The sequence below is a fragment of the Mesorhizobium sp. M1A.T.Ca.IN.004.03.1.1 genome (genome assembly GCF_003997555.1).
Taxonomy (GTDB): Bacteria; Pseudomonadota; Alphaproteobacteria; order Rhizobiales; family Rhizobiaceae; genus Mesorhizobium.
In genome coordinates, this window is sequence record NZ_RZTV01000003.1 from 639,178 (window position 1) to 656,681 (window position 17,504).

21 protein-coding genes and 1 tRNA gene are annotated in these 17,504 nt (G+C 63.7%); 15 read left to right on the forward strand and 7 right to left on the reverse strand.

Annotated features, from left to right (window positions below):
- Positions 1 to 59: 59 nt before the first annotated feature.
- The 6 genes from EOD29_RS13400 (at position 60) to EOD29_RS13425 (ending at position 5,800) form a co-directional block, all read left to right on the forward strand.
- On the forward strand, positions 60 to 677 hold the full coding sequence (locus EOD29_RS13400; RefSeq protein WP_067330046.1) for a riboflavin synthase: 618 nt from the start codon (positions 60 to 62) through the stop codon (positions 675 to 677).
- A gap of 116 nt (positions 678 to 793) precedes the next feature.
- Positions 794 to 1,030, forward strand: coding sequence for a methyltransferase (locus EOD29_RS13405; RefSeq protein WP_245475334.1), 237 nt, complete (start codon positions 794 to 796; stop codon positions 1,028 to 1,030).
- A 190-nt stretch (positions 1,031 to 1,220) separates the two neighbouring features.
- The gene (ribH, locus tag EOD29_RS13410; protein ID WP_067000738.1) at positions 1,221 to 1,715 is read left to right on the forward strand and encodes a 6,7-dimethyl-8-ribityllumazine synthase; all 495 of its coding nucleotides are present in this window, start codon (positions 1,221 to 1,223) and stop codon (positions 1,713 to 1,715) included.
- On the forward strand, positions 1,712 to 2,206 hold the full coding sequence (nusB, locus tag EOD29_RS13415) for a transcription antitermination factor NusB (protein ID WP_095824739.1): 495 nt from the start codon (positions 1,712 to 1,714) through the stop codon (positions 2,204 to 2,206). Before ribH ends, nusB begins: the two co-directional genes overlap by 4 nt.
- Complete coding sequence (locus tag EOD29_RS13420) at positions 2,203 to 3,423, forward strand: MFS transporter (RefSeq protein ID WP_127241758.1); 1,221 nt, start codon at positions 2,203 to 2,205, stop codon at positions 3,421 to 3,423. The genes nusB and EOD29_RS13420 overlap by 4 nt, the downstream gene beginning before the upstream one ends.
- A 235-nt stretch (positions 3,424 to 3,658) precedes the next feature.
- The gene (locus tag EOD29_RS13425) at positions 3,659 to 5,800 is read left to right on the forward strand and encodes a sodium-translocating pyrophosphatase (RefSeq protein WP_067330052.1); all 2,142 of its coding nucleotides are present in this window, start codon (positions 3,659 to 3,661) and stop codon (positions 5,798 to 5,800) included.
- 139 nt (positions 5,801 to 5,939) lie between these two features.
- Here the strand turns inward: EOD29_RS13425 and EOD29_RS13430 are convergent, their stop codons facing one another.
- Positions 5,940 to 6,455 (reverse strand): outer membrane protein assembly factor BamE, encoded by a 516-nt coding sequence (locus tag EOD29_RS13430; protein ID WP_127246938.1) that lies wholly within the window; start codon positions 6,453 to 6,455, stop codon positions 5,940 to 5,942.
- Positions 6,456 to 6,572: 117 nt separating this feature from the next.
- On the opposite strand from EOD29_RS13430, the gene EOD29_RS13435 reads away from it, so the two are divergent.
- The 7 genes from EOD29_RS13435 to EOD29_RS13465 all read left to right on the forward strand — a co-directional run bounded on the left by EOD29_RS13435 (position 6,573) and on the right by EOD29_RS13465 (position 11,356).
- A complete protein-coding gene (locus tag EOD29_RS13435; protein WP_127246939.1) occupies positions 6,573 to 7,115 on the forward strand; it encodes a ubiquinol-cytochrome C chaperone family protein in 543 nt (180 codons plus the stop codon).
- Between the two features lie 11 nt (positions 7,116 to 7,126).
- Entirely contained in the window at positions 7,127 to 7,675 is a 549-nt protein-coding gene (locus tag EOD29_RS13440; RefSeq protein WP_067000755.1) for a DUF177 domain-containing protein, read from the forward strand.
- A 130-nt stretch (positions 7,676 to 7,805) separates the two neighbouring features.
- Positions 7,806 to 8,876, forward strand: a complete 1,071-nt coding sequence (plsX, locus tag EOD29_RS13445) for a phosphate acyltransferase PlsX (protein WP_067000757.1) — start codon at positions 7,806 to 7,808, stop codon at positions 8,874 to 8,876.
- Between the two features lie 9 nt (positions 8,877 to 8,885).
- The gene (locus EOD29_RS13450) at positions 8,886 to 9,857 is read left to right on the forward strand and encodes a beta-ketoacyl-ACP synthase III (protein ID WP_095778646.1); all 972 of its coding nucleotides are present in this window, start codon (positions 8,886 to 8,888) and stop codon (positions 9,855 to 9,857) included.
- Positions 9,858 to 9,959: 102 nt separating this feature from the next.
- Positions 9,960 to 10,283: an integration host factor subunit alpha gene (locus EOD29_RS13455; RefSeq protein WP_067000778.1), complete on the forward strand. Its 324-nt coding sequence runs from the start codon at positions 9,960 to 9,962 to the stop codon at positions 10,281 to 10,283.
- A 125-nt stretch (positions 10,284 to 10,408) separates the two neighbouring features.
- Positions 10,409 to 10,948 (forward strand): MerR family transcriptional regulator, encoded by a 540-nt coding sequence (locus EOD29_RS13460; protein WP_067000781.1) that lies wholly within the window; start codon positions 10,409 to 10,411, stop codon positions 10,946 to 10,948.
- A 105-nt stretch (positions 10,949 to 11,053) separates the two neighbouring features.
- The gene (locus EOD29_RS13465) at positions 11,054 to 11,356 is read left to right on the forward strand and encodes a DUF883 family protein (RefSeq protein ID WP_095778647.1); all 303 of its coding nucleotides are present in this window, start codon (positions 11,054 to 11,056) and stop codon (positions 11,354 to 11,356) included.
- Between the two features lie 105 nt (positions 11,357 to 11,461).
- On the opposite strand, the gene EOD29_RS13470 is transcribed toward EOD29_RS13465, so the two are convergent.
- From EOD29_RS13470 to EOD29_RS13480, 3 genes are all read right to left on the reverse strand, one after another.
- Complete coding sequence (locus EOD29_RS13470; protein WP_127246940.1) at positions 11,462 to 11,722, reverse strand: hypothetical protein; 261 nt, start codon at positions 11,720 to 11,722, stop codon at positions 11,462 to 11,464.
- A gap of 405 nt (positions 11,723 to 12,127) precedes the next feature.
- Positions 12,128 to 12,322 carry a hypothetical protein gene (locus EOD29_RS13475; protein WP_127246941.1) on the reverse strand — a complete coding sequence of 65 codons (195 nt, stop codon included), beginning with the start codon at positions 12,320 to 12,322 and terminating at the stop codon, positions 12,128 to 12,130.
- Between the two features lie 228 nt (positions 12,323 to 12,550).
- Complete coding sequence (locus EOD29_RS13480; protein ID WP_127246942.1) at positions 12,551 to 13,150, reverse strand: hypothetical protein; 600 nt, start codon at positions 13,148 to 13,150, stop codon at positions 12,551 to 12,553.
- Positions 13,151 to 13,453: 303 nt separating this feature from the next.
- Here EOD29_RS13480 and EOD29_RS13485 point away from each other — a divergent pair, with 303 nt between their 5' ends.
- Both EOD29_RS13485 and EOD29_RS13490 read left to right on the forward strand, forming a co-directional pair.
- Entirely contained in the window at positions 13,454 to 13,720 is a 267-nt protein-coding gene (locus tag EOD29_RS13485) for a helix-turn-helix transcriptional regulator (RefSeq protein ID WP_067330074.1), read from the forward strand.
- Positions 13,721 to 13,896: 176 nt separating this feature from the next.
- A complete protein-coding gene (locus tag EOD29_RS13490) occupies positions 13,897 to 14,355 on the forward strand; it encodes a YbaK/EbsC family protein (protein ID WP_095778701.1) in 459 nt (152 codons plus the stop codon).
- Between the two features lie 44 nt (positions 14,356 to 14,399).
- Here the strand turns inward: EOD29_RS13490 and EOD29_RS13495 are convergent.
- The 3 genes from EOD29_RS13495 to EOD29_RS13505 all read right to left on the reverse strand — a co-directional run bounded on the left by EOD29_RS13495 (position 14,400) and on the right by EOD29_RS13505 (position 17,376).
- Positions 14,400 to 14,476 (reverse strand) — tRNA-Pro (locus tag EOD29_RS13495).
- A gap of 54 nt (positions 14,477 to 14,530) precedes the next feature.
- Positions 14,531 to 15,778, reverse strand: coding sequence for an O-antigen ligase family protein (locus tag EOD29_RS13500; RefSeq protein WP_127247011.1), 1,248 nt, complete (start codon positions 15,776 to 15,778; stop codon positions 14,531 to 14,533).
- Positions 15,779 to 15,843: 65 nt separating this feature from the next.
- On the reverse strand, positions 15,844 to 17,376 hold the full coding sequence (locus EOD29_RS13505) for an undecaprenyl-phosphate glucose phosphotransferase (protein ID WP_127246943.1): 1,533 nt from the start codon (positions 17,374 to 17,376) through the stop codon (positions 15,844 to 15,846).
- Positions 17,377 to 17,504 lie beyond the last annotated feature (128 nt).

The following is a 17,504-nucleotide window of genomic DNA, read 5'->3' on the forward strand; positions in this document are numbered from 1 at the left end:
CCAAAAAGTGGGAAATGGTTTTCGGATAAGAGCATGGTCAAACTGGAAGACACGATCTGATGTTTACGGGAATCGTTACGGATGTCGGCAGTATCGCTTCGGTGAAGCCGCTCAGCGAAGGCGTCGGCCTGCGCATCGACACGGCCTATGACCCGGAAACGATCGCGATCGGCGCTTCGATTTCCTGCGGCGGCGTCTGCCTGACCGTGACGGCGCTGCCCGAGAACGGCTCGAACGCGCGCTGGTTTGAGGTCGAAGCCTGGGAAGAGGCGCTCAGGCTGACGACTGCATCCGGTTGGAAATCGGGCACCAGGATCAATCTCGAACGGGCGTTGAAGATCGGCGACGAGCTCGGTGGCCATATCGTCTCCGGCCATGTCGACGGCACGGCGGAAATCGTGGAGCGCAAGGAAGAGGGCGATGCCGTGCGCTTCACGCTGGAGGCGCCGCGTCACCTGGCGAAGTTCATCGCGCCGAAAGGCTCCGTCGCGCTCGACGGCACCTCGCTTACCGTCAACAAGGTCGAAGCTACGCGCTTCGATGTGCTTCTGATCCAGCACTCGCTGAGCGTCACTACCTGGGGCGAGCGCCAGGCTGGCGATCGCGTCAACATCGAGATCGATACCATGGCCCGGTATGCCGCGCGCCTCGCCGAGGCGGCGAAACAGGGGCTTTGAGCGAAACCGACCGGTTCCGGGGAGGCGGCGCGGATCGCTGAGGCGCCACGTCGCGCCGGCGCCTCAGCTTCCCTTCTGCTCACGCGATCTGCGGCGCCCCGGCTGGCAACGTCTAAGTGATCAAGAACGTCATCCACGGCTGGGACGACGAACCTGCCGGGCTGATCTTGCGACATTGCCGCGGGGCCATGCCAAGGCAGGGCAGGATGCTCGTGATCGACACGCTCGTGCCTCCGGGCGACGAGCCTGCCCAGATCAAACCTATCGATGTCCATGCTCGCGGTTACAGGCTGCCTCGAGCGGACGCAGGCACAATATGCCCGCCTGTTCGAAGGCGCCGGACTGAAGCTTGAGCGGGTGATGGGCCCTCGAGCATCGATCTCGATCCTCGAGCCTTCGCCTGCTAGCTGAAGAAAGCCCGGAAGATCGCGATGCTTGGGATCCGGACCTGTCGGAAGATGCTGGACCTGTGTCGGGCGGCAATCTTGTGCTTGCGATCGATCCGGCTTCGGCCTAAGTCACCGGCAACCCCCGGAGACGTTTATGGCAGGCATATCCCAACACGGCAAAGCGTTCATTCGTCCGCAGGCGAAGGCGCATCTGCTTATCGTCGAGGCGCGTTTCCACGACGACCTCGCCGACGCGCTGCTCGAAGGCGCGACCAGCGCGCTGGACGAGGCCGGCGCCACTTATGACGTCGTGACTGTTCCTGGCTCGCTCGAAATTCCGGCCGTCATCACCTTCGCGCTGGACGGTGCCGGCGAGGGCGGCGTACACTATGACGGCTTCGTCGCGCTCGGCACCATCATCCGTGGCGACACCTATCATTTCGACATCGTCGCCAATGAATCGAGCCGTGCGCTGATGGATCTTTCCGTGCAGGAAGCGGTCGCGATCGGCAACGGCATCCTGACCACCGAAAACGATGCGCAGGCCTGGACGCGGGCCAAGCGCACCGAAGGCGACAAGGGCGGCTTTGCCGCCCGCGCGGCGCTGACCATGATCGCGCTCAAAGAGAAATTCGGAGCCCAATCGTGAGCGATCCTGCCCAGACCGGTGCGGCGCGCCACGCCAACAAGCGCGGTGCCGCCCGTCTTGCCGCCGTCCAGGCGCTCTACCAGATGGACGTGGCCGGCAGCGGTGTTTTCGAGATCACCGCCGAATACGAGGCCTTCCGCCTCGGCAAGGAAGTCGACGGCGCACTTTATCGCGAGGCCGACCCGCAGTGGTTCCGCGCCATCCTGACCGGCGTCGTCGAGAACCAGAAGACCATCGATCCGATCATCCGCCAGGCGCTGACTGACGACTGGCCGCTGTCGCGGCTGGACTCGACGCTGCGCGCCATCCTGCGCGCCGGCGTCTATGAGCTGATGAAGCGCGAGGACGTGCCCGTGGCCGTGATCGTGTCGGAATATGTCGACATCGCCAAGGCCTTCTACGAGGAAGACGAGCCGAAGCTGGTCAACGCCCTGCTCGACCGTGTCTCGCGCCGGGTACGGGGCGAGGGTCGCGGCAAGGACGCATCGTGACCGCCACGGCAGTCGTCGCTGACGCCGGCAGGGAAGCGCGCCGCACGGCAGTGCTCCTCGCGGCCGCGCAGGCGATCGTCGGTTCCGCCGCGCCGATCGCCATTTCCATCGGCGCGCTTGCCGGCCAATATCTGCTCGGCCCCGACAAGTCTCTGGCGACGGCGCCGGTCACCGGCTTCAACCTTGGAGTTGCGCTCGGCGCCCTGCCGGCGGCCGCCATCATCCGCCGGCTCGGCCATCGCGGCGGCTTCATGACCGGCACCATCGTCACCGCCCTCGGCGGGCTGATCGCGACGCTCGCGCTCTTTCAGGCGAGCTTCTGGCTGTTCGCCTTTGGCCTAGGCGTGATCGGTGTCGGCGGCGCCTTCGTGCAGCAGTTCCGCTTCGCCGCCGCCGACAACGCGCCGCCGCAATTCAAGGCGCGCGCCATCTCCTTCGTGCTGGCTGGCGGCATCGTCACCGCCATCCTCGGGCCTCAGATCGTCATCTACACCGGCGACCTTCTGGCCCCGGTGATGTTTGCCGGATCCTTCGCCTCCATCCTGGTGCTGGCCGCCATAGGCGCGATTATCCTTTCCTTCCTGCATACGTCCAGGCGGACGAGCAGCGCCGCCGAAGCCGCCGCAAGCGACGCACGTCCGCTGGTCGAGATCGCCACCCAACCCCGTTTCGTCGCGGCGCTGTTCTGCGCCGTAGGCAGCTATGCGCTGATGAGCTTCGTCATGACCGGCGCGCCGCTCGCCATGGTCGGCTGCGGTCTTTCGACCGACGATGCCACGCTTGGCATCTCCTGGCACGTTATGGCGATGTTCGGGCCGAGCTTCTTCACCGGTTCGCTGATCCACCGCTTCGGCGCCGAGCGCATCGTCGCCATTGGGTTGGTGCTGCTCATCGCCTGCGCAGTGGTGGCGCTCTCAGGCCTTGCGCTATGGCAGTTCTGGACCGCGCTGATCCTGCTCGGCCTCGGCTGGAATTTCGGTTTCATCGGCGCGACCGCCATGGTCGCCGCGAGCTACCATCCATCCGAAAAAGGCAAGGTGCAGGGCTTCCACGACTTCGTCCTGTTCGGCTCCGTCGCCTTCGCCTCGCTGATGTCGGGCGCGGTCTACAATGCCTGGGGCTGGACCATGCTGAACTGGATCGTGTTCCCGGTCGTTGTGCTCTGCTTCCTGGCGCTCGGCACCCTGAAGCTGCCGGGCTTGCGCCGCGCCGACTGACATTGCGCCGTTTGCCGGCGCGCAATCGATCTAAATGCACGGCGGCCCCTGCCGGTGAGTCGCGGCGTTCGTCTTTCCGGCGAAAGCCGGGCAAAAACCGAACAATATCTTGACGTTCCCAGCCCTGTTTCGCATACACCTTAGTCAAGGGGTGGATTCCGTGTGCGGCGTTCATCTCCGTCCCAACGGCCCAGGGAGGGGTTCTTCTGGGCCATCAATCGAGGAAAATTCGGCAATGACCATCATTACCGCCGTCATCGCCTGCGGCTTGCTGTCAGTCCTGTACGCCATCTGGGCGACACGATCGGTCCTGGCGTCCGATCAGGGCAACCAGCGCATGCAGGAAATCTCCGCCGCCATTCGCGAAGGTGCTCAAGCCTATCTGGCGCGCCAGTACACCACCATCGCCGTCGTCGGCATCGTCGTGCTTCTTCTCGCCTGGTGGCTGCTCTCCATCACCTCCGCGATCGGCTTCCTGATCGGCGCCGTGCTTTCGGGCGCTGCCGGCTTCATCGGCATGCATGTCTCGGTGCGTGCCAATGTCCGCACCGCGCAGGCCGCTTCCAACAGCCTGGCCGCCGGCCTCGACATCGCCTTCAAGTCGGGCGCCATCACCGGCCTGCTGGTGGCGGGCCTGGCGCTGCTCGGCGTCTCCATCTATTACCTCATCCTGACCGGCCCAATGGGCCTGCAGCCAAACGACCGCATCGTCATCGACGCGCTGGTCTCGCTCGGCTTCGGGGCCTCGCTGATCTCGATCTTCGCCCGTCTCGGCGGCGGCATCTTCACCAAGGGCGCCGACGTCGGCGGCGACCTCGTCGGCAAGGTGGAAGCCGGCATTCCGGAGGACGATCCGCGCAACCCGGCCACCATCGCCGACAACGTCGGCGACAATGTCGGCGACTGCGCCGGCATGGCCGCCGACCTGTTCGAGACCTATGCGGTGACGGTCGTCGCCACCATGGTTCTGGCCGCAATCTTCTTCGGCGGCACGGCGGTGCTGGGCGCCGCCATGCTCTACCCGCTCGCCATTTGCGGCGCCTGCATCCTGACCTCGATCGTCGGCACCTTCTTCGTCAAGCTCGGCTCCAACGGCTCGATCATGGGCGCGCTCTACAAGGGCCTGATCGTCACCGGCCTGCTGTCGATCGTCGGCCTGGCCGTCGCCACTTCGGCGACGCTCGGTTGGGGTGAGGTCGGCACCGTCGCCGGCATCGTCATCACCGGCAAGAACCTGTTCATCTGCGGCCTGATCGGTCTTCTGGTGACCGGCCTCATCGTGGTGATCACCGAATACTACACCGGCACCAACAAGCGCCCGGTGAATTCGATCGCCCAGGCCTCGGTGACCGGCCACGGCACCAACGTCATCCAGGGCCTCGCGGTCTCCTTGGAATCGACGGCGCTGCCGGCCATCGTCATCGTCGGCGGCATCATCGCCACCTACCAGCTTGGCGGCCTGTTCGGAACTGCGATCGCCGTCACCACCATGCTCGGTCTCGCCGGCATGATCGTGGCGCTCGACGCCTTCGGCCCGGTCACCGACAATGCCGGCGGCATCGCCGAAATGTCGGGCCTGCCCAAGGAAGTGCGCCACTCCACCGACGCGCTCGACGCGGTCGGCAACACCACCAAGGCCGTGACCAAGGGCTATGCCATCGGCTCCGCCGGCCTCGGCGCGCTGGTGTTGTTCGCCGCCTATTCGAACGACCTCAGGTTCTTTGCCGCCAATGGCGACAAGTACCCGTACTTCCAGGGCATGGGCGAGATCTCCTTCGACCTTTCCAACCCGTATGTCGTTGCCGGCCTGATCTTCGGCGGCCTCATTCCGTATCTGTTCGGCGGCATCGCCATGACCGCCGTCGGCCGCGCGGCGGGCTCGATCGTCGAGGAAGTGCGCAAGCAGTTCCGCGAGGACAAGGGCATCATGGCCGGGACCTCGAAACCGAACTACGCGCGCGCCGTCGACCTGCTGACCCGGGCAGCGATCCGGGAAATGATCATCCCGTCGCTGCTGCCGGTGCTGGCGCCGCTCGTCGTCTATTTCGGCGTGCTCCTGATCTCGGGCTCGAAGGCCTCGGCCTTCGCGGCCCTTGGCGCCTCGCTGCTCGGCGTCATCGTCAACGGCCTCTTCGTCGCCGTCTCGATGACCTCCGGCGGCGGCGCCTGGGACAACGCCAAGAAGTCGTTCGAGGACGGCTTTACCGACAAGAATGGCGTCAAGCACCTGAAGGGCTCCGAGGCGCATAAGGCCTCGGTCACCGGCGACACCGTCGGCGATCCCTACAAGGACACCGCCGGCCCGGCGGTCAATCCGGCGATCAAGATCACCAATATCGTGGCGCTGCTGCTCCTGGCCGTGCTCGCGCACGGCTGAGCCACATTCTTTCTGCACCAAGTGACCCGCGGGAGCGATCCCGCGGGTTTTGTTTACGGCCAAGCCGTTTCGGCGAAACAAAAAACCCGCCGATGTGGATTCGGCGGGTCTCGGTCCGTGGACGTCGCTGACAGCGAACTCAGGGCGTGCCGCCGCCCGGGATCCCGGGCGCCAGCTTGCTGGCGCCGTTGATGATCTGGCTGAGGAAGTTCTGGTCCTTGCCGCCCGTCGGCGTCGTCCTCGAGATGAAGTCGAAGACCTTGCCGTCCTTCAGGCCGTAATTGGCGATCTGGGTGACGCGGCCGTCGGCGCCGAAATAGACCGCCAGCACGTGCTGGTCGACGATGCGCGGGTTGTCGAAGGCGACGTAGCGCTTGCGCGTCTGTGAGATATAATAGAACGCCTCGTTGTCGAAGGTCGCCGTCGTCGACGGCGTGCCCAGCGCAAGAAGAACCTGCTCGCGACTCGATCCGACCGGCACCGAGTCGATCGCCGCCTGGTCGATGACGTAGCCTTTCGTCAGCGTCTCGCTCGGACGCAGATCACCGAACATCTTGGACGAATTGCAGGCGGAAAGCGCGGATACCGCCACCAGCAGAGTGGCCACGCCCGCCCGCACAGGCATGAAAAACGACTTGAATTTCAGCGCACTCAACAACAATTCTCCATCACATCCCCGCAGCTTGCGCTGGGCCGCAAAACCGGTAAACCAGCTTGCATGCCGATGCAACAAGGCCAAATCAAACAAAAGGTCCCCGGGAGACCACCCTCAATGTTCCAGCGCCTTTTTGGTCGCGAACGTCACGCCAACCGCGCCATCACCGAGGCGCTCTACGCACAAATCGTGGCGGCGGCGCGGCAAACGGTGTTTTATTCCGACTGGAATGTGTCGGATACGCCGCTCGGCCGCTTCGAGATGCTGTCGCTCCATATGTACCTGATCCAGCACCGGCTGCGCGGCGAGGGCGGAGCCGCGGCCGAGGTCGCTCAGGTGCTGATCGACGAGTTCTTCCTCGATGTCGACCATTCGCTGAGGGAACTCGGCATCAGCGATGTCGGCGTGCCGAAGCGCATGAAGAAGCTGGCAAAGATGTTCTATGGCCGCACTGCGGCCTACGACGAAGCCTTGCGGGACGACGACGGCGCGGCGCTTGCCGTGGCGCTCGCCCGCAATGTCAGGCCCGAGGCCGGCGAATGGCCTGAGGCGTCGCTGCTGGCGAATTATGTTAGCGCGGCGACCGGGCAGCTTGCCGCTCAGCCGACCGAATCAATCATGGCTGGCGCCGTCGCGTTCCCGGCCGCCGGAGCCACCTGAAGGAGGCGAGAATGAAGCACGCCGAACCGCAGAGCCCCGTATCCTTTGTCGCCAATGTCGCCCGCCTCCCGCAAAAGGGCTTGCCGGTTGCAATCGAGGCCGACGAAAGGCAGCGCACTGCGCTTGCCGCCGAACATGACCTGCTTTCCGTCGAGAGCTATCGCGCCGAGCTCTTGGTGGCGTCCTGGAAACGCAACGGCGTTAAGGTCAGCGGCCGCGTCGAAGCCGACATCACCCAGGCCTGCATCGTCACACTCGATCCGGTCGCGGCTCACATCGACGAGCCCGTCGAGGCGCTGTTCTTGCCGGAGCAGTCGAAACTCGGACGCGAAGGCTTCGACGGCGGCGGCGAGATCGTCCTCGACGCCGACGGGCCCGACAGCCCGGAAACTTTTTCCGGCGACACCATCGATGTCGGGGCGCTCGCCGAGCAGTTTTTCGGCCTGGCGATCGACCCTTATCCGCGCAAGCCCGGCGCCTCGCTCGAGGGCGCGGGTGACGATCAGCCCGAGGAAAGCGAATTCCAGAAAAAGCTGCGTTCGCTGCTCGGAAAATCCTGAAGGCGGCCTGGATTTTGGAAAAGTTGGTTGTGCGGCAGCCCAAAACCGCTATTTTCGCCGAACCTTCGCGAGCCCCCTTACCTCGGCAGGCGCCCGCCGCTAGCCAGGCAAACCGTGAGAAAAACACCGCGTGATCAGGATTTCCATCGATGCCATGGGCGGGGATCACGGACCAGGCGTCGTCATCCCCGCGCTGATGACGGTTGCTATCCGCCGCCCTGACATCCGTTTCGTCATCTATGGCCGCGAGGACGCTGTGCGTCCCGAACTGGCCAAGTTTCCCAAGCTCGCCGAGGTGAGCGAGTTCGTCCATTGCGAGATCGCTGTCAGGATGGACGACAAACCGAGCCAGGCGCTGCGCCACGGCCGCTGGAAATCGTCGATGTGGAAAGCGGTCGAGGCGGTGAAGAACGGCGCCGCGCAGGCCTGCATCTCGGCCGGCAACACCGGCGCGTTGATGGCGATGTCGAAATTCTGCCTGCGCACCATGGCCACCATCGACCGCCCGGCGATCGCGGCGCTTTGGCCGACGACGCGCGGCGAGAGCGTGGTGCTCGATGTCGGCGCCACCATCGGTGCGGATGCGCATCAGCTCGTCGATTTCGCCATCTTGGGCACCGGAATGGCGCGCTCGGTGTTCGGTATCGAGCGGCCGAGCGTCGGCCTGCTCAATGTCGGCGTCGAGGAGATCAAGGGCCAGGAGGAAGTCAAGGAGGCCGGGCGCATGCTGCGCGAGGCCAACATGGCCTCGATGAACTATCGCGGCTTCGTCGAGGGCGACGACATCGGCAAGGGCACGGTCGACGTGGTCGTCACCGAGGGCTTTGCCGGCAACATCGCACTTAAGACCGCCGAGGGCACGGCAAGGCAGATCGCCGGCTATTTGCGGGCCGCCATGAGCCGCACGCTGATGGCCAGGATCGGCTACGTGTTTGCCAAAGGTGCCTTCGACCGGCTGCGCGAAAAGATGGATGTCGGCCGCTCCAATGGCGGCGTCTTTCTGGGCCTGAACGGCATTGTGGTGAAGAGCCATGGCGGTGCCGATTCGGATGGCTTTGCCGCGGCGATCGAGCTCGGCTACGACATGGTGCGCAACAATCTGCTTGACCGGATCGAGGCCGATCTCGATCTGTTCCATGCGCGCAATCCGACTGCCCAGGCAAACAGGAAATCCGGCGTCGCCGTCGAGGCCGAGGAATAGGAACGAACCTTGATCAGATCAGTTGTGCGCGGCAACGGTGCCGCGCTGCCCCGCCGCATCATGAAGAATGCCGATTTCGAAGGCATGGTCGAGACCTCCGACGAGTGGATCGTCCAGCGCACCGGCATTCGCCAGCGCCACGTCGCGGCCGATGACGAGACGACGGCCTCGCTGGGCGAGGCGGCGGCGCGCGCCGCGCTCGACAGCGCCGGCCTGACGCCAGCGGATATCGACCTGATCGTGCTGGCGACCTCGACGCCTAATAACACGTTCCCGGCGACGGCTGTCGAAATCCAGAACCGCCTCGGCATGCATCACGGCTTTGCCTTCGACATGCAGGCCGTGTGTTCCGGCTTCGTCTATGCGGTCGCCACCGCCGATCTCTATATCCGCGGCGGGCTGGCAAAACGCGTCCTGGTGATCGGCTCCGAAACCTTCTCGCGCATCCTAGACTGGAGCGACCGCTCGACCTGCGTGCTGTTTGGCGATGGCGCCGGCGCCGTGGTGCTCGAAGCGGCGAAAGGGGCTGGCAACATCGCCGATCGCGGCGTGCTGGCCGCCAGCCTGCGCTCGGATGGCGTCCACAAGGAAAAACTCTTCGTCGACGGCGGCCCGTCCACCACGGGAACGGTCGGCCATCTCAGGATGGAAGGCCGCGAGGTGTTCAAGCACGCGGTCGGCATGATCACCGACGTGATCGAGGCCACTTTCGCCGAGGCCGGCATCACGGCGGAAGACCTCGACTGGTTCGTGCCGCATCAGGCCAATAAACGGATCATTGACGCTTCCGCCAAGAAGCTCGGGATAGCCGAAGAGAAAGTCGTGGTCACCGTCGATTTGCACGGTAATACCTCGGCTGCCTCCGTGCCGCTCGCTTTGTCGGTGGCCGTCGCCGACGGCCGCATCAAGAAGGGCGACCTTGTTCTGCTTGAGGCGATGGGCGGGGGTTTTACCTGGGGCGCGGTGTTGCTGCGCTGGTAAGTGCCGAGCGCGTGGGTTCGGTCCTTGACCTTGCCGGATCAATTACTTACGCTCTGCCGCTGCCTGTATCGATTTATGTTTTTGAGCTGATGGGACGGTCGCATGGGGGGAAAGACACTGACGCGTGCCGACCTAGCCGAAGCCGTTTACCGCAAGGTTGGTTTGTCGCGAACTGAATCGGCCGAGCTGGTCGAGGCCGTCCTGGATGAGATTTGCGAAGCCATCGTTCGCGGCGAGACGGTGAAGCTGTCTTCCTTCGCGACTTTCCATGTCCGCTCCAAGAATGAGCGCATCGGCCGCAATCCCAAAACCGGCGAAGAAGTGCCGATCCTGCCGCGCCGCGTGATGACCTTCAAATCCTCGAACGTGCTGAAGAACCGCATCTTGCGTTCGCACCAGAACAGCAAGGCCAAGGGCGTCAAGTAACCCTCGAATGCCGGTTGAAAACCGCGGCCCCTTTGACGCCGGGCTTGAATATCGCTTCATAAACCGCTGAAATAAGGTGCGATTCGGATCAACTCCGGATTGCGGTCCAGCGTGAGGATTCGCCCATGGACAAGAGCCCCGATGCTTTCCGTACCATCAGCGAGGTTGCGGAAGATCTCGACCTGCCGCAGCACGTGCTGCGTTTCTGGGAAACCCGTTTCAACCAGATCAAGCCGATGAAGCGTGGTGGCGGCCGCCGTTACTACCGGCCGCAGGATGTCGAACTGATCAAGGGCATCCGGCACATGCTTTATGATCAGGGCTATACGATCAAAGGCGTGCAGAAGCTGTTGCGCGAGAACGGCAACCATTTCCTGGTCGCGATCGGCAATGGCGACATGGCAGCCGTCGAGGCGATCGCGCAGCGCCGCCAGGCCGAGCAGGTGCCGCTGACCGCGGCTGCCCAGCCGCGCGGCGACGAGGATGCGCTGGTCGGTCAGCCCAAGGTGAAGCCCAGCCGCCGTTTCTTCGGCCTTGGCAAGGGAGACGACGAAGGTCCCGTGCAGCCGGACTCCTCGAAATTGTCGCGCGACAACCGGGCCTTGCTGCAGGAGGCGCTCTTCGACCTCCTGGAGTGCAAGCGCCTGCTCGACCAGGTGCGTTGAGCTTCGGGTGCCGCTCCGGCGGCTTGGACGGCCGACGTCTCTGACAGCCGGAACTGCTGTGGCATCCATGCGTTAGCCCTTCTCTGCAAGAGAAGGACATCAGGCATGGCGTGGTTTTCGACCCTTTCCGATCTTGATCTGGACAGGCAGGTCGCGGCGCTCTCGCGTCAACTTGACGATGTCAGGAAAGCCTTGGCCAAACGCGGCGACACCTATTACGAGGACGGCCGCGAGGCGGCGTCCGATTATTATTCGCAGCTCGCCGACCGCTTTCACGAGGCGCTGCCGGCAATCAGGCGCCGGGGCAGGGCGCTCGAGCACACCGCGCGCGAGCATCCGGCCACCGTGGCCGCCGTCGGACTGGTCGTGGTCGGCCTGCTTGCCGGCCTTCTGATCAGCCGGCGCTGACTCCGGGCTGCGAAACAGAAATGGCGACCGTTCGCGCCGGCCGCCATTCCGTCAGCACGAGAGCCCAACCGGATGAAATCGGGATGGAGTGGGCTCCGGCTTCGATCAGTTCGCGAGCTTGATCCGGCTCATAGGATCGACCTTCATGACCTGGCTGCATTTGCCGTAGACGGTGCCGTTCTTATCGGTGGCGTCGGTGTAGGTGCCCTTACAGTCGAGCTGCAGCACCAGACAGGAGCCGGAGCCTTTGCAGACCGCGCCGCCGTCGCCGGTCGGATGCGTGCCGGCAAAGGCCGGCGCGGAAACCGAGCCGAAAGCCGAGACGACGAAGGCGGCGGCGAGCGAGATACGCTTGAAGTTGGTCATTTGAGCATTTCCTTCCATTGGTTGCTGGGAGCGCTTTCTGGCGTCCCGGTCGGGTTGAGGAACGCCTTCGTGGCGTCCATGACCGCTTGGTGCGGCCTCCAATGGAAAGGTTCATGGCTCGCGCGATTTTTGTCGCCTGGCGAGCATTGCTGTGAAGGTGTCAGGGTTCAGCGTTTACCGTAGGTGCCGGATCTGCCAGCAGCGCTAAGCGCTCGTTGGGCAGTGGCGGCTTGATGCGGCAAGAGGTCGGGACCGCTTGACAAGCGATCGAACCCGGCTGCGCGCTCATCAGGGGACAGCGGGTGTTCGAAGGAGAGGCTTGTCCCACGAAGCGAATAATTCCGATGGGAAGACTTGCGCGACCAATACAATGAAGGCCTGTCTTCCCATCGGCAGGTGGGAGGATCAGGCCTTCTTCTCAACCACCTTCTTATGGTGGTGATGATGGTGGTGGTGATGATGATGATGGTGCCGGCGATGATGCTTGTGATGGTGGTGCTTTACCACCGGGGCCGCATCGGCGCTGGTCGTGCCGAGGATCGGCATGGTGAATGCCAGGGCCAGAGCCAGCCCGAGCGCGGAGAGGAGGGACTTCTTCATGATTTCGTTTCCTTTTACGCGGGCGTTCCGGAGTTCACCGGACCAAATCGGTGACCCAAGCCCCGCGATCGGCACTATCCTCCTGGATTTTTTCGACACTTTTTCCGGACTGTAGATTTTTGTTTCTGGATTGTTTCTGGCGAACCACGATCGCGCCGCGCGCCTTTACGGGCGCGCATGGACGGCTCGACATCATGCTTTTCGAGCCTGATGCGTCAGCTGCGCGCCTCACATCGGCGGCGCCACGCCATGATTGCCGACCACCACCCGGCGCGAAACGAGCTTGCCGCCGCTGCCGCGCTCGGCGCTGACGAACACGGTCATGCCTGGCTTGAGATCCGCAGGCGCAGCGGGCGCGAATTTCACGATCGGCGTCGATTGCGGGATGGCGATCTCTTTCTTCTGGCCATTGCTGTAGGTCAGCGTCACGGTCCTGCCGTTGACCTCGGTCACGTCGGCGACAGTGCCGTTGGTCATTCGGCTGTTGGGCTGCAAATCCCAATCGCGGTCGCCTTCTCCGGTTCCCTTTGACGCCGCCGGGAAGATCACGACTTCCAGCGCGCCGCTGCCGCCGTCGGCCTTGGACACCGATGCGATGCCGAGGAAATCGCCCTGTTTGATATCGGCGGCCGACGCCTTGGCGACACCGGAGATCATCCAGTCGGGGGAAAGGGTGATCGTATCGGTCTTGCCGTCGCGGGCTTTCACCTTCAGCGTCGTACCGGCGAGGTCGACCACCGTGCCGCGCAAGCGCACGGTGTCCGCCTGAGCGGCGCCCGCAAAGCCTGAGATCATGCCGAGTACGATAGCGAATAGCTTCAGTTTCATGGAATCCGATCCTCTTCAAAGGGGCTGGCGTCGCCCGCCTTCCGGCAAGCGACGAGAGCTAACGAATCGGAGTGGGCAAAATGCCGGCGGGTGCGGCCTTCGGCGCTTCAAAAGATCTTGATTGGGCTTCGCGCCACCTTACATGTCGGTGGCCTGCGGCCGCGGCTCCCAGCCGATGACCACGGTCACGATGGCGTGACGGCCAAAACGGCCTCTTGGCAAATCATCCATTAACGGCCATTCTCCCGCCCGTCTCAGGCAACGCCACATTTCATCTGTGTTGTTTCATCCCAAGGAGTTGCCATGCCCAACACCGCAAGAAACGCTGTTTCCAACAACATCATTGCCGCGTCCGGCCTCAATCCGCTGAAAGCCGTCCGCGAAACGAGGGGATATACGATTGAGGAGCTTTCCTTGACCTGCGGCCTGGCCGTGGGCGAGATCGTCGACATCGAGGACGGCAAGGATGCCGACCCCGCCAAGCTCAGGCGTATCGCTTCCGCGCTGCAAGTGCCGGAAGAGGAATTGATCATGATGCCGACCGAAGAGAATCGGCCCACACAGCAATAGAGACGGCGAAGCGTCCGCGAAAAAAGCCCGCCATGGCCCGCCCTGGCGGGCTTTTTGCGCCTTCCACAGATGGTCCCCTGGCCCTTGCCAACTGCCAGCGCGCCATGCGGCAATCCCGGCCGCTGCCACGATTCGGCGGCATCGAGTGGCCAACATGCCTGATTGAGGTTTCGCTCATGAGCTTGGAATCGGTCCGCGCCTTCTTTGCCGAACATGCTCCCGACATCGAGGTGCTGGTCACCGAAGCGAGCTCGGCGACCGTGGCACTGGCGGCCGACGCCCATGGCGTGCTGCCGGCGCAGATCGCCAAGACCATCTGCCTGCGCGTCGGCGAGGAGACCATGCTGGTCGTGACCAGCGGCACTGCCAGGCTCGACAACCGCAAATGCAAGGACACGCTCGGCGGCAAGCCGCGCATGCTCGACGGCGAACAGGTGCTTGCCGCGACCAGCCACCCGCCGGGCGGCGTCTGCCCCTTCGGTCTGCCGGCGCCGCTGCCGGTCTTTTGCGATGTGACGCTGCGGGCCTTCGACGAGGTCGTTCCCGCCGCCGGCGCGACGAATGCCGCCGTGCGGATTTCGCCGCAGCGGATGGCCGAACTTGTCGACGCCAAATGGGTCGACGTGTGCCAGTAGGGATTGGAGAGGACTTCTGGGGGACAAGTCTCAGGCTTGAAAAATGGTCGGAGTGGCCGGATTCGAACCGACGACCCCTTGACCCCCAGTCAAGTGCGCTACCGGGCTGCGCTACACTCCGGACCGGGTGGCGATGTATCGTGATAACCCCGTGCGGGTCAACCGAATTCGGCGGCTAATTCGCCGATGACAGTGCCGCAGCAGGGAGGGCGCGCGCCAACCGCGATTGCTTCTGGTGCCGGTATTCCAGCGCGATCGCGCCCCAGATCAGCCCGAGCAGCAGATAGAGATGGCGCCAGTGATCGATGTCGATGAAGGTGCCGAGCCCGATATTGCCGAGATAGGCGACATAGGCGCAAAGCAGATAGGGCTGCCAGGGACGAGCGCGCAGGAGGATGCGGAACCCGGCGCAGATCGTCCACAGGGTTAGGGTCAGGAACGAGACGAAGCCCAGCCAGCCATAGTCCATCAGCGCCTTCAGCCAGATGTCGTGCGTGTCCTCGCCGTAGATCGTGCCGAAGACCAGCGGGCCGATGCCGAACGGGCGTTCCAGTGCCAGCTGGAAGCCGATCGTATAGCGTGCGAAGCGGCCGAGCCGCGCGGTATCGTAGCTTTGCTCGAGATGCGCGCGCTGGGTGAACATGTCCGACACGCCGGGCAACTGCAGGATGACGAGGATGGCGATGATCAGCAGCGCGAGCGCGGCGATCGTCATCACCACGACCCGCAGGCGGAACATGCCGCTGGCGCTCTGCAGGAAGAGGCAAGCGGTGAGCAGCACCGCCGAAACCGCGAACATGCCCCAGGCGCCGCGCGAGAAGGAGAAGAAGATGCCGGCGGTGATGATCAATAGCGGCACCGCCAGAAGCGGCATGCGCGATACCGGGCCGGTCAAGAGCAGATAAAGCAGGTAGGTGCCGGGCAGCACCAGGAACGGACCGAACACGTTCGGGTCCTGAAAGGCGCCGGCGGCGCGGTCGTATTTGGTGAACATCTCCGCGCCCGGAAAGGCATGGAAATAGCCGGCTATTCCCAGCAGCGAGGTCGCCACAGCCGAGACCACATAGGCGATGAAGATCAGCCGGTAGAGGTCAGGCTGGACCGATGTCACCGAGGCGAAGAAGACCGCGCTGAAGGCGAGAAACAGCGAGACCGCCAGATAGAGCGGCGTGTTGGCGAGGTCCGCCATCTGCGTCATCGCGATCATGCCGCCGATGTTCATCGCCACCAACAGCACCAGCAGCGGCAATATCGCTCGCGATATTTTGAGGCCGAACAGCGCCCAGACGGCGATCAGCCCGGCCATGTAGAGCTCGTAGGGTGCCGGCTCGCTGATGACGAAGCCGGAAAGCAGGATGCCGACGACGATAGCGGCCGACGAGATCAGCGCGATCAGCTTGGCGTTGACCGCCTGTGGCGGCAACTGGTTGACCGCCTGGGGCGGCAACTTGCTGACCGCGTCCGCCGGCAACTCCTGCGCGAGCGCGCTCAATAGGCGTTTTCCGTGTTGAGCAGGCGGACGGGCGTCAGGAACAGGATGCGCAGGTCGAACAGCATCGACCAGTTCTCGATGTAGTAGAGATCGTATTCGGTGCGCATGCGGATCTTTTCATTGGTGTCCATCTCGCCGCGCCAGCCGTTGATCTGCGCCCATCCGGTGACGCCGGGCTTGACCTTGTGGCGGGCGAAATAGCCGTCGACCACCTCGTTATAGAGCAGGTTGTGCGACTGGGCGGCGATCGCATGCGGGCGCGGCCCGACCAGCGACAGCGAGCCGAACAGCGAGTTGAAGAACTGCGGCAGCTCGTCGATCGAGGTCTTGCGGATGAAGCGGCCGACGCGGGTGACGCGCGGGTCGTTCTTGGTCACCGTCTGCTTGGCGGTTGGGTCCGACCTGTCGATATACATCGACCGGAACTTGTAGACCTCGATGACCTCGTTGTTGAAGCCGTGGCGCTTCTGCTTGAACAGCACCGGCCCCTTGCTGTCGAGCTTGATGGCGATCGCGGTGGCGAGCATCACTGGCGAGAAGACGATGATGCCGACAAGCGAGAAGATGATGTCGAAGCTGCGCTTGGCGACAGAGTCCCAGTCGTTGATCGGCTTGTCGAAGATGTCGAGCATCGGCACCGAGCCGATGTAGGAATAGGCGCGCGGGCGGAACTGCAGCGCGTTGGAATGCGCCGAGAGCCGGATGTCGACCGGCAGAACCCAGAGCTTCTTCAAAAGCTGCAGCACGCGCGATTCCGCCGTCAGCGGCAGCGAGACGATCAGCATGTCGATGCGGGCGATGCGGGCGAACTCGATCAGCTCGGAAATGGTGCCGAGCTTCGGATAGCCCGCGACGATCGGCGGCGAGCGCTTGTCGCCGCGATCGTCGAAGATGCCGCAGATGCGAATATCGTTATAGGGCTGCTTCTCGACCGAGCGGATCAGCATTTCGGCCGACTTGCCGCCGCCGACGATGAGCGCGCGGCGCTCCATGCGCCCATCGCGCGCCCAGCGCCTGATCAGCCTGGACATCACCAGTCTGAGCCCGAAGATCAGCACGAAGCCGACCACGAACCAACTGCCGAACAGAAGACGCGAATAGTCCTCCGAAGCCTTCATGGCGAAGGCCGTGAGAGCCATCAGCGCGAAGGTGCCAGCCCAGACGAGGAGCACGCGGCCGAAATTGGCGAGGGGGCGCATCAGCGCCGCGATCTGGTAGCTGTCGCTGACGTCAAGCAGCACCACCGCCAGGAACGAAGCTGCCGCGATCGTCAGCGGATATTGCCAGGCGAGATAGTTGAAGAACCCGACATAGTAGAAATAGAGGCACATGCCTGACAGGAAGAGCACGGCGAATTCGACCATGCGCAGCACGCCGCTGACCATGATCGGCGACATCGTATCGCGCCGGTACTGCGAGGCGACCTGTCGCGCCACGTCATTGATGCCGGGCACTTGAGCTTCGGCCGGGCCGTCGAATTTGCGCACCGCCTCCATCGAAAAGCGGTGCGCGGGGTCGATCTCGTTCATGGGGATTGTCCGCGAGCTTCGCGCGAGTGAATAGCAAAAGAGAGCTAAGAAAGCCTTGAAACAACAGGTGGCTTTGAATGCGTATTGTTGCTTGCGACGACTGGCGGTTTTTTCACGCCTATTGCAAA